At 33.7% G+C, this 12599-nt stretch carries 12 protein-coding genes; 3 read left to right on the forward strand and 9 right to left on the reverse strand.

Features of this window, described 5'->3' with window-relative positions:
* Positions 1 to 106 precede the first annotated feature (106 nt).
* The 6 genes from SH09_RS07430 to SH09_RS07455 form a co-directional block, all read right to left on the reverse strand.
* Positions 107 to 385 (reverse strand): UPF0223 family protein, encoded by a 279-nt coding sequence (locus SH09_RS07430; protein WP_042738992.1) that lies wholly within the window; start codon positions 383 to 385, stop codon positions 107 to 109.
* A 130-nt stretch (positions 386 to 515) separates the two neighbouring features.
* Positions 516 to 1922, reverse strand: coding sequence for a dihydrolipoyl dehydrogenase (lpdA, locus tag SH09_RS07435; RefSeq protein WP_042738993.1), 1407 nt, complete (start codon positions 1920 to 1922; stop codon positions 516 to 518).
* A 3-nt stretch (positions 1923 to 1925) separates the two neighbouring features.
* A complete protein-coding gene (locus SH09_RS07440; protein WP_042738994.1) occupies positions 1926 to 3218 on the reverse strand; it encodes a dihydrolipoamide acetyltransferase family protein in 1293 nt (430 codons plus the stop codon).
* Positions 3219 to 3365: 147 nt separating this feature from the next.
* Positions 3366 to 4343, reverse strand: a complete 978-nt coding sequence (locus tag SH09_RS07445) for an alpha-ketoacid dehydrogenase subunit beta (RefSeq protein ID WP_042738995.1) — start codon at positions 4341 to 4343, stop codon at positions 3366 to 3368.
* A 3-nt stretch (positions 4344 to 4346) separates the two neighbouring features.
* On the reverse strand, positions 4347 to 5459 hold the full coding sequence (pdhA, locus tag SH09_RS07450; RefSeq protein WP_042738996.1) for a pyruvate dehydrogenase (acetyl-transferring) E1 component subunit alpha: 1113 nt from the start codon (positions 5457 to 5459) through the stop codon (positions 4347 to 4349).
* A gap of 266 nt (positions 5460 to 5725) precedes the next feature.
* Positions 5726 to 6352, reverse strand: a complete 627-nt coding sequence (locus SH09_RS07455; RefSeq protein ID WP_042738997.1) for a YkyA family protein — start codon at positions 6350 to 6352, stop codon at positions 5726 to 5728.
* A gap of 123 nt (positions 6353 to 6475) precedes the next feature.
* Here SH09_RS07455 and def point away from each other — a divergent pair, with 123 nt between their 5' ends.
* Positions 6476 to 7027, forward strand: a complete 552-nt coding sequence (gene def / locus SH09_RS07460; RefSeq protein WP_042738998.1) for a peptide deformylase — start codon at positions 6476 to 6478, stop codon at positions 7025 to 7027.
* Between the two features lie 752 nt (positions 7028 to 7779).
* On the opposite strand, the gene SH09_RS07465 is transcribed toward def, so the two are convergent.
* Positions 7780 to 8052 (reverse strand): hypothetical protein, encoded by a 273-nt coding sequence (locus SH09_RS07465; protein WP_042738999.1) that lies wholly within the window; start codon positions 8050 to 8052, stop codon positions 7780 to 7782.
* A 499-nt stretch (positions 8053 to 8551) separates the two neighbouring features.
* On the opposite strand from SH09_RS07465, the gene SH09_RS07470 reads away from it, so the two are divergent.
* Complete coding sequence (locus tag SH09_RS07470) at positions 8552 to 8767, forward strand: DNA-dependent RNA polymerase subunit epsilon (RefSeq protein ID WP_042739000.1); 216 nt, start codon at positions 8552 to 8554, stop codon at positions 8765 to 8767.
* Positions 8767 to 10641, forward strand: a complete 1875-nt coding sequence (gene rnjA / locus SH09_RS07475; RefSeq protein ID WP_042739001.1) for a ribonuclease J1 — start codon at positions 8767 to 8769, stop codon at positions 10639 to 10641. Before SH09_RS07470 ends, rnjA begins: the two co-directional genes overlap by 1 nt.
* Before the next feature lie 542 nt (positions 10642 to 11183).
* Here rnjA and SH09_RS07480 read toward each other — a convergent pair.
* Positions 11184 to 11843, reverse strand: coding sequence for a potassium channel family protein (locus SH09_RS07480; RefSeq protein ID WP_042739002.1), 660 nt, complete (start codon positions 11841 to 11843; stop codon positions 11184 to 11186).
* A gap of 95 nt (positions 11844 to 11938) precedes the next feature.
* A partial coding sequence (locus SH09_RS07485; RefSeq protein ID WP_042739003.1) for a cytochrome d ubiquinol oxidase subunit II occupies positions 11939 to 12599 on the reverse strand: 661 nt, incomplete at its 5' end.

Here is a 12599-nt window from a genome sequence, read left to right on the forward strand (position 1 = left end):
AACTTTTTAAAATAGAAATTAAAAAATGCTATATTCTGTTTACTATTATCAAACATTTTGTTTAATGCTTAATAAAAATATCAGAATATAGCCATCATGACAATAGTTATTTATCATTTACACTAAAATATTTTTGTTCTGGTGAACTTTGCACTGCTTTCACTGCTTTATAGCTATTATAGCCACTATTTTTTTCGAATTCTTTGAATATTTGTTTTTCTTCAGCTTTACCTGGCACAACATTTTTAAATTTCTTATATTTATCTATGAGCTGAGTTCCTTCAACTTTTGTTTCGTAATATGCTTCAATTGCGTTAAAAAAAGAAACGACATCCATCATTTCATCATTAGACCAATCTAAATCTATAGGATATTGATATTCCATACTATTAATCCTCCATTCAACCTGACAATATATACTTATTAACCTAAATATATTTTTAAATTAAAAAAATAGCCACTAGTTTGCACCAGTGGCCATTATTCATAAATTGTGTTATAGCACAATTACTATATTACATAGTGTGGATTGGGAATCCAATAGCTTTTTCAGCTGCTTCCATAGACATTTCACCTAATGTAGGGTGAGCATGTACAGTTAACGCTAAGTCTTCAGCATTCATACCAGCTTCAATTGCTAAACCTAATTCAGAGATAATATCAGAAGCACCAGTACCAACAACTTGAGCACCAACTAATGTGTTATCTTCTTTTAATGTTAACAATTTAACGAAACCAGTTGTATCATCTAATGATAATGCACGACCGTTAGCTGCGTATGGGAATTTAGAAGCTTTTACTTCTAAACCTTCTTCTTTAGCTTGAGCTTCAGTGTAACCCACTTGTGCAAGTTCTGGCTCAGTGAAACATACAGCAGGCATACCGATGTAGTCTACTTCTGAAGCTTCTCCAGCGATAGCTTCAGCTGCAACTTTAGCTTCATAGCTTGCTTTGTGTGCTAATGGTAAACCAGGTACGATATCACCAATAGCATAAATATTGTCAGCAGAAGTACGGCTTTGTTTATCTACTTCTAATAAACCACGATCAGCGAATTTAAGACCAAGTTCTTCTAAGCCTAATTCATCTGTATTTGGACGACGACCTACAGTTACTAATACGTAATCTGCATCAATTGTTTGTTCTTCGCCTTTAACTTCGTATGTTACTTTAACGCCATTATCAGTTTCTTCAGCTGATTTTGCCATAGCTTCAGTTACGATTTCAACGCCTTTTTCTTTCATACCTTTTTTAACAGGTTGAGTCATTTGCTTTTCGAATCCGCCAAGGATATCTTTTGCACCTTCTAAAATCGTAACTTCAGAACCGAAGTTAGCAAATGCAGTACCTAATTCAGAACCGATATAACCGCCACCAACAACGACTAATTTACCAGGAACTTCTTGTAAATTTAATGCGCCAGTTGAGTCGATAACGCGGTTACCAAATTTGAAGTTAGGGATTTCAATTGGTCTAGAACCAGTTGCAATAATCGCGTTTTTAAAGTTATAAGTTTGCGCACTTTTTTCGTCCATAACACGTAAACTGTTGTTATCAACAAAATAAGCTTCACCTTTAACGATTTCAACTTTATTACCTTTTAATAAACCTTCAACGCCACCAGTTAATTTTTTAACTACTGATTGCTTAAATTCTTGAACTTTATCAAATTTTAAAGAAACACTTTCAGCAATTACCCCTAAATTTTCTGAATGTTTTGTTTCATCATAACGATGTGAAGCGTGTAATAAAGCTTTAGAAGGAATACATCCAACGTTTAGACATACGCCACCTAATTCGCCTTTTTCAACGATTGTTACTTTTTGACCTAATTGCGCTGCACGAATTGCTGCAACGTAACCTCCTGGTCCTGCTCCAACTACAATAGTATCTGTTTCAATTGGGAAATCTCCAACTACCATGTTTTACCCCTCCATTAATAATAATTCTGGATTATTTAATAAACGTTTGATATGGTTCATAGCATTTTGTCCAGTTGCACCATCAATTTGTCTGTGGTCAAAGCTTAATGATAATGATAATACTGGTGCTGCTACAATTTCACCATCTTTAACGATTGGTTTTTGAGCAATACGACCAATACCTAAAATAGCTACTTCAGGATGGTTGATAACTGGTGTGAACCATTGTCCACCTGCTGAACCAATGTTACTGATTGTACATGTTGCACCTTTCATTTCATCAGAAGTTAATTTACCATCACGTGCTTTAACAGCTAATTCATTAATTTCATCTGAAATTGCGAACATTGACTTACGGTCAGCATTCTTAACAACAGGTACTAATAAACCTCTATCAGTATCAGCTGCGATACCAATATTCCAGTAATGTTTGTGTACAATTTCGCCAGCTTCTTCATTGAATGAAGTGTTAAGTGCTGGGTATTTTTTAAGTGCAGAAACTAAAGCTTTTACAACATAAGGTAAGAAAGTTAATTTAGTACCTTGTTCTGCTGCAACTTCTTTAAATTTCTTACGGTGATCCCATAACTCTTGAACATCAATTTCATCCATTAATGTTACATGAGGTGCAGTGTGTTTAGAGTTAACCATTGCTTTAGCAATTGCTTTACGCATTGCTGGGATTTTTTCAGTTGTTTCTGGGAATTCGCCTTCAGTAGCAACTGGTGCTGATTGTGTAGCACTTGCAGTTTCTTCAGCTTGAGGTGCTGCTGCACTTTCATTTGAAGCTGTTGCTTGTCCACCATTTAAGTAAGCATCAACGTCTTCTTTAGTAGTACGTCCGTTTTTACCTGTAGCAGCTACAGCTTTGATGTTTACACCGTTGTCACGAGCGTATTTACGAACTGAAGGCATCGCTTTAACACGTTTGCTTTCATCTACGTCTGCATCGTCAGTAGCAACTGGTGCTTCTTCTTTAGCAGTTTCTTCAGCAGCTGGTGCTTCTTCACTTGCAGATTCATCACTATCGCTACCTTTAAATTGCATATCTTCTGCATCAGGTGCATCAATTTTAACAATTGTATCACCAACAACTGCTACTGTACCTTCCTCTACAAGTACTTCTTCGACTGTACCTGAAACAGGAGATGGAATTTCTACAACTGATTTGTCATTTTGGACTTCAGCTAATACATCGTCTTCTTCAATCTGATCTCCAGCTTTTACAAACCACTTTACAATTTCACCTTCGTGGATACCTTCACCAATATCTGGTAATTTAAATTCAAATGCCACGTTATTTCCTCCTAAAAAATCATATTAAGTCAAAATAAGAAAATGAGCGAAAGACATATATGTCAAAACCTCATGCTGTTTTTTATATAAACTTGAAATGAAGTAGGATTTAGCAATAGCTAAAATCCCACTTCTTCAAGGTTATAATTAAAATTCTAATGTTTCTTTTGCTTTTTCAACGATATCATTTTTGTTTGGTAACCAAACATTTTCAGCTTGTGTAAATGGATATACAGTGTCAGCTGCTGCAACACGTGCGATTGGTGCTTCTAATGAAAGAATAGCACGCTCAGCAAGTTCAGATGCAACAGTAGCACCAACACCAGCTTGACGTTGAGCCTCTTGAACGATTACAACGCGACCAGTTTTTTCAACTGATGCTACTAATGTTTCGATATCGATTGGTTGAACAGTTCTTAAATCGATAACTTCTACTGAATAACCGTCTTTTTCAAGTTCTTCAGCAGCTTTTAGTGATTCTTGAACCATAGCACCGTAAGCGATAAGTGTAATATCTGTACCTTCTTGTTTCACACTTGCTTTACCAATTTCAATTGTATACTCTTCTTCTGGAACTTCTTCACGGAAAGAACGGTATAATTTCATGTGCTCTAAATACACGACTGGGTCATTACTTCTGATTGCAGAAATTAATAATCCTTTTGCGTCATATGGATTTGATGGAATTACAACGTGTAAACCTGGAGACTGTGCTAAGATACCCTCTAAGTTATCAGCGTGTAATTCAGGTGTATGCACACCACCACCAAAAGGAGCGCGGATTGTTACTGGTGCTTGTTTTGAGTTACCTGAACGGAAACGTGTACGTGCAATTTGACCTGCAACAGAGTCGAATACTTCAAATACGAATCCTAAGAATTGGATTTCCATTACTGGACGGTAACCTTCAGTTGTTAAACCTAGGGCTAAACCACCGATACCAGATTCTGCTAATGGTGTATCGAATACACGATCTTCACCGAATTCTTTTTGTAAGCCTTCAGTTACACGGAAAACACCACCATTAACACCCACGTCTTCACCGAAAAGTAAAACATTTTCATCGTTTTGTAATTCAGTTTTAAGCGCGTTGTTAATTGCTTGAACCATTGTCATTTGTGCCATTGGTTACTTCGACTCCTTCTCTTTATAGATTTCATATTGCTCTTGTAAATGTTGAGGCATTTCATCGTACATAATTTCCATTAAGTCAGTAACAGTTTGTTTTTCAGTGTTATCTGCTTCTTTGATAGCAGTTTTGATTTCTGCTTTTGCACGTTCGATGACTTCATTTTCTTTTTCTTCAGTCCATAATCCTTTATTTTCAAGGAATTTTCTGAAACGTACTAATGGATCTTTTTTCTCCCATTCAGAATCTTCGTCTGAAGTTCTGTATTTAGTAGGGTCATCTCCAGCCATTGTATGTGGACCATAACGGTATGTTATAGTTTCAATCAATGTAGGACCTTCACCATTAACAGCACGATCACGTGCTTCTTTAGTTGCTTGATATACAGCTAATGCATCCATACCATCAACTTGTAAACCTGGAATACCAACAGAGATAGCCTTTTGAGCTAATGTTGTAGCAGCAGTTTGTTTACTACGTGGTGTTGAAATCGCATAGTTATTATTTTGAATTACAAAAATTGCTGGTGCTTTGTAAGCAGACGCAAAGTTAATACCTTCATAGAAGTCACCTTGTGAAGAACCACCGTCACCAGTATAAGTAATTGCTACAGCTTGTTTACCACGTTTCTTCATACCTAATGCAACACCAGCAGTTTGTACATATTGTGCACCGATAATGATTTGTGGACTTAATGCATTCACACCTTCAGGCATTCTATTCCCTTTGAAGTGACCTCTTGAGAATAAGAAAGCTTCAGTTAAAGGTAAACCATGCCAAATTAATTGAGGCACATCACGGTAACCTGGTAAAATAAAGTCTTCTTTCTCTAATGCGTATTGTGAAGCTAATTGTGAAGCTTCTTGTCCAGCTGTTGGAGCATAGAAACCTAGTCTACCTTGTCTGTTTAATGAGATAGAACGTTGGTCAAGAATACGTGTCCATACCATTCTCTCCATTAGTTCAACGAGTTGTTCATCAGTTAAATCCGGTAATAAGTCTTCATTAACAACATTACCATCTTCATCCAAAATCTGGATCATTTCAAATTGAGACTCAGTATCTTTTAATACTTTCTCTGCATCGAATTGGGCTTGTAATTTCGGAGCCATTCAATTCACCATACCTTTCCCGTATAATAGAAATTCATTTTATCCTCTAGTATTGTATCACAAAACTGTTACACTGTTAAATATTTTAAAAAAGTTCTGTAATACTTAAAATGAGTACAGTTTTAGAACTGTATCATTCTTTTGCACAACTCTGTATTAGTCCTATTTATCGCAATGTTGATACATTACAAGTTACAAAATGTAAGCGCATCCAACAACTATAGTATATCGCGTCATTTTAAAATTTCAAAATATAACTCACCCATTTAACTTATCGTGTCTACTTGTTGCTTTTCATCTTTCACTTTTTTCACTGTATCTGAATATTTTTTAAATGCTTCATTCATTTTTTTGTATGATTCTGATACTTCTTTGGATTTTTTATCTATTTGTGATTGTTCCACATTATCGCCAGATGTATACTCAAACATTGCTTTTTCTTTTTTTAATACATCATCATAGGCATCGGCATATTTTTTATGTGCTTTATATTTATCAAGCTGTGCTTTGTCTAATTTTTTAACCATTTTTTGTTTCTGCTTGTTTTCAATATTATCTATATGCTTTTGACCTTTTTTGTACTGCGCTTCCGACTTATCAAATGCCTTTTCTTCTTTTTCAAATTCATCTTTTCTTTCTTTTACATTATCGACAATTTTCTCAGAAGTTTTTTGTACTTTTTCTTGATTTTTACCACTAACACTTTTAACTAATTTTTGTTTTTCTTGTTCAAGTGTATTTATTTTTTCACCTACAGAATTTACAATTTTTTCCTCATCGTTTGCTTTATCGACTTGTTTATTGTAGTTTTTTATTTCTCCTCTATCAGTTGTGCAACCTGCCATTAAAATTGTAGATGCAAGTAATACACTAACACCGTGTTTAAATTTCATAGTTTGAAATCCTCCTTTATGTGAGTGTTATGTTATATAATATTATATAACAATTCAAATTTATCACTGTATTTTAACTATTAAACTTTGGTATATTTTATATTAAGGAAGGTGTTAGAACAAATGTTAACAATGAAAGACATTATAAGAGATGGACATCCTACTCTTAGAGAAAAGGCTAAAGAAGTTGAATTACCTATATCTGAAGAAGATCGCAATACTTTAAAAGAAATGCGAGAATTTTTAATAAATAGTCAAGACGAAGAGACAGCTAATAAATATGGATTACGCTCAGGTGTTGGTTTAGCTGCACCTCAAATCAATATTTCTAAAAGAATGATTGCTGTATATTTACCTGATGATGGAGAAGGCAGAAGCTATGACCTTATGTTAGTAAATCCTAAAATTGCAAGTCATAGTATTCAAGAAGCATATCTACCAACAGGCGAGGGTTGCTTAAGCGTTGATGAAAATATTCCAGGTCTAGTTCATCGTAAAAACCGAATCACAGTTAAAGCAAAAGACATAGATGGTAACGATGTTCAAATGCGTTTAAAAGGTTATCCAGCTATTATCTTACAACACGAGATTGATCATTTGAATGGCGTGATGTTTTACGATTATATCGATAACGATAATCCACTCAAACCACACCAAGATGCTGTAGAAGTATAGATTGGATGCACTGAAATTATTGTTAAGTTAGTAATTTCTTAAATTCATTTTGAATCAAACAAACGCTTTACATTATATAAAGATGATTAAAGTTAGTATAATTTATCGTACTTTTCCAACTTCTATCACCTTTGCCAATTAATAATTCGTGACACGAGCACATTAATTAACCAGTAAATGACAGTATAATCATTTGCTGGTTATTTTATTTACAATAATTGCATTGTTGATGCACTTCCCAGGACTATGTCTCAAACATCGCCTTAAACTGTCAGGCATCATACTCTGTGGCATTCCACAAAAATACTCTATTTAAAATTTATGTACAGATTATTTTATATAAACCTACTTTCTACTATTATTATAGAATTTCATACATCATCCAAGTCTTAACGTATAACCCAATGATTTATAAATTATCCATTTTAATACAATCTTTTATCAAACCTTAAAAGCATGAACTGTGAGTTAAATTTATTATAGCTATTTTAAAATTCATTTCAGTTCGACATCCTATTTGACTAACAATACTATAGATTGTCATCTTGAAATTATGCTTACACAAAGCGTGCACGTTAAATGTATATTCTCACAACTGAAAATACTGCCAATTTAGACAAACGAATGTAAATTGACAGTATCATAATCCATATTCAGTTTAACGCAACCTGCTCTTAACATTACCAACACGTTGAAACAATGCACTGTTCCAGCCACTTAATCAAGTTAATAATCACTAAAGCCACTTTCAATTACATAAAAACATCTCTACGTTCATTAAACGGAATGTCTAATTTTTGCAATCCTTCCTTCAATTGGTTCAACTCTTGAATATCAATAAACTCAGGATCATGATTATGCTTCACGTAATACTGATTACCACTAATATTATCAACGATTTCACTATAATTAAAAAACATCAATACTTGCTCAGCGCGAATTTCAAATGTAATACCTTCAAAAATTTTATCCGTTCTTTTTTTCTCGTTCTTCACATCTTCAATTATTCTAGTTACTTGTTCCATTCCAATCACCTTCACTTATTCTTCAAACTCAATTTGCTAATTATACTTTCCTTATAATATGTATCTATACTTTATTATCATAAATAAAAATTATAACCTACTCAAGCTTTTAGTAAATTAATTTAAAATTTTCAGAAAATTTTAAGGTTTCATTGCTCTAGCTAACATTAAATTTCACATAAATAATATGGCAAACCATAACTATATTAGCTTACAACAAGATAAAACTGCTTTATTTATTCAACTACATCATGTAAAATGAGATATAACTGAAAATATAAATATATTTGTATTTTTCAAAATGAACGATAATTAAAATAATCCGAAATCATCTAGCAACCATTTGCACATGGTTTACTTATATTTAGTCAATGAAACTACCCCGTACATGATAATTCTCATGTTATTCATACAAAAGTTTGTTTTCATCATCTAAATTAAGGGATTATTTACTATAAAACATTTAATCAAGAATTAGAATCTTAGGAGGAACTATATAATGGCAGTATTTAAAGTATTTTATCAACATAACAAAGACGAAGTGATTGTACGTGAATCAACTCAAACAATTTATGTTGAAGCAGAAACAGAAGAACAAGTAAGAAGATATTTAAAGGAACGTAATTATAATATTGAATTTATTACAAAATTAGAGGGCGCACATTTAGAGTATGAAAAACAATCAGATCATTTCAATGTGGAGAAAGCTGAATAATGAAGCAAATTCATAAAAATGAAGTTGCGGTATACGCGCTTGGAGGCCTAGGTGAAATTGGTAAAAACACTTATGCCGTGGAATATCAAGATGAAATTGTAATCATCGATGCTGGTATTAAATTCCCAGATGATAACCTTTTAGGTATTGATTATGTAATTCCTGATATTACCTATTTAGAACAGAACCAAGACAAAATTGTCGGTCTGTTTATTACTCACGGTCATGAAGATCATATAGGTGGTGTGCCCTACCTACTTAAACAAATCAATGTACCTATATACGGTGGCCCATTAGCCTTAGGTTTAATCCGAAACAAATTAGAAGAGCATCATTTATTACGAACTACTGAGCTCATTGAAATCGATGAAAGTAGTGTAATCAAATCAAAGCATTTTGAAGTGTCATTCTATTTAACAACGCACAGTATCCCAGAAGCTTACGGTGTAATTGTCAATACGCCTGAAGGTAATATTGTTCACACAGGTGACTTTAAATTCGACTTTACTCCCGTTGGAGAACCAGCAAATATTGCAAAAATGGCAAGACTTGGTGAAGAAGGCGTACTGTGTTTATTATCCGATTCAACAAACTCATTAGTACCTGACTTTACGTTAAGCGAACGTGAAGTTGGCCAAAATGTTGAAAAGATTTTCCGAAATTGTTCAGGCCGTATTATATTTGCAACATTCGCTTCTAATATTTATCGCGTTCAACAAGCAGTTGAAGCAGCAATTAAATATAATAGAAAAATTGTTACATTTGGTCGTTCAATGGAAAATAACATTAAAATCGGTATGGAACTTGGCTATATTAAAGCACCACCAGAAACATTTGTTGAACCTAATAAAATAAATAGTATTCCTAAACATGAATTATTAATTTTATGTACTGGTTCTCAAGGTGAACCTATGGCAGCTTTATCAAGAATTGCAAACGGCACTCACAAACAAATTAAAATCATTCCAGATGATACAGTTGTCTTCAGTTCATCACCTATCCCAGGTAACACTAAGAGCATTAACCGTACGATTAATGCATTATACCGTGCAGGTGCAGAAGTCATTCATCATAAAGTGTCGAATATTCATACTTCAGGTCACGGTTCACAAGGTGATCAACAATTAATGTTACGATTAATTCGACCAAAATTCTTCTTACCTATTCATGGTGAATACCGTATGCTAAAAGCGCATGGTCAAACTGGTATTGATTGTGGTGTAGATCCAGACAATGTATTTATCTTTGAAATTGGTGATGTATTAGCACTAACTAAAGATTCTGCAAGAAAAGCTGGACGTATTCCATCAGGAAATGTACTCGTTGATGGTAGCGGTATTGGTGATATCGGCAATGTTGTAATTAGAGATAGAAAATTATTATCTGAAGAAGGTTTAGTAATCGTTGTTGTTAGCATCGATTTCAACACTAATACTTTACATTCAGGTCCTGATATTATTTCACGTGGTTTTGTGTACATGCGTGAATCAGGTCAATTAATATATGATGCACAACGTCGAATAAAAACTGATGTCATTTCAAAATTGAACCAAAACCCAGAAATACAATGGCATCAAATCAAGTCTTCAATTATCGAAACTTTACAACCTTACTTATATGAAAAAACAGCACGTAAACCAATGATTTTACCTGTTATCATGAAAGTTAACGAAGATGGTCAAACACCACCGCCAAGTAAACCAAAAGCAAAAGCAAATAAATCAAACAAACAAAATACAACTAAGAAAAATAATAATCAATCAGAGAAACAACAAGCTAAGTCAACAAAAGTTGCTAAATCACCAAAGAAACCTAAAGCACCTAGAAAGCCTAAACAGCAAAACACAGAATCAGCAACTACGGACGAAAAATAAACGTATCATCGAAATGGTTTCGATGAACATAAAAGACAGTATCTATTACATTGTAATAGATACTGTCTTTTTCATTATTGTTAGTTGATTGTACTATCTTAAATCTCATTCATATAAAGCCAAGTGTCAGGACAAGCTGAAGACTACAGGCTGAAGCTGGCCCCTAGGAAAGTAAGCCATTTATATTAATATTAAACACCCACTAGCATACGAGTATTGTGGATTGATGATTTATATATAAATACAAAAAGACATATTTATTTCAAAAATCCTATGACTATATAATATACAATCATCATTATTCGTGGAAGTATTTTGGCGAGACTCCTGAGGGAACAGGACAAGCTGAAGACTACAGGCTGAAGCTGGCCCCTAGGAAAGCGAGTCATTTATACTAATATTAAACACCCATTCATTTTACATCAAATTAACCCTCAAAGATATTTAATTATTATATATACAAACGGACCAATCCACATTAATGGATTAGTCCGTTTTGATATCATAAATTAACACTTACCTCTAGTATGAATCACATTACTTTAACGAACGACTTTCTTTTCAAAACGACTCAAATCGTTATCATGGCCAATCATAATTAATATATCTCCTATTTCAACACTTAAATTCGGATCTGGAGATACTAAAATTTCTCGACCTCTTTTGATAGCAATGATACTAATACCAAACTGTGCACGAATATCGAGTTGTATAATCGTCTGCCCTGCCATCTTTTCACTAGCTTTAATTTCAACAATAGAATGTTCATCAGCAAGTTCTAAATAATCAAGTACACTAGCACTTGCAACATTATGTGCGATACGTCTACCCATATCACGTTCTGGGTGTACAACCGTATCAGCACCAATTTTGTTTAAAATTTTAGCATGATAATCATTTTGCGCTTTGGCTGTTACTTTTTTAACACCTAATTCTTTCAAGATCAATGTCGTCAAAGTACTAGATTGAATATTTTCACCTATAGCGACAATTACATGATCAAAGTTTCTTATACCTAAGCTTTTCATTACTGCTTCATCTGTAGTATCAGCAACTACAGCATGCGTAGCAATGTCACTGTATTCGTTCACACGTGCTTCATTTGAATCAATCGCCATTACATCCATATCAAGTGCATTTAATTCTCTAACTATACTGCCACCGAATCGACCTAAGCCAATTACCACATATTCTTTATCCATATGCGTCCTCCAATTTAAAAATCGAGGCCATAAGCAGTTTGTTAACTATAAAACTTAGATAACAAATACTGCCTACACCTCTTTAATTAAAACTGTTATTTTTTGCCTTCGACATATTCTTTGTCAAAAACAAATAATTTCATTATTAATATTAACGATGGGATTAATAAAAGTAAAGCAAAAATAAATGCAGTGATTAACGTTATTGCCATACTTGGATTAGTCACGCCATGTTTAATATGAATATATGGGGTTAATATATATGGCAATTTACTTGCACCGTATCCAAAGAATGCGAATCCCATTTGCAACATGACAAAGATAAATGCTACACCGTGTCCTTTTTTTAGATATGTTAAAATCATTGCACCTATAAAGAAGATTAAGCTCAATAAGAACATCCACCAATAATTTGTGACTGCATTCATAAAGTGTGTCTCATTATGCACTCTTAAAGATAAGAATACAAATATCGAAATCGCAATCATCGGCGGTCCCCAGAATAAGAACCAATATCTAAGTAAACGATATGCTTCAGTATCTCGCGCTCTTGCAGCATAAAATGTTAAGAATCCAGAAGAAATATACAATACCGAAATGACTGCTAAAAATACCACTGCCCATGCATATGGACTTAACAATAATTCCACCCAATTCAAATCGATGTTACCGGCATGCTCTTTAATAAAGCCACCTTCTGAAATTGTTAATGTCGTAGCTAATGCGGCGGGTATAAATAAACCAGCAATTCCATAT

Origin of the sequence: Staphylococcus gallinarum (genome assembly GCF_000875895.1) — a bacterium.
Taxonomy (GTDB): domain Bacteria; phylum Bacillota; class Bacilli; order Staphylococcales; family Staphylococcaceae; genus Staphylococcus; species Staphylococcus gallinarum.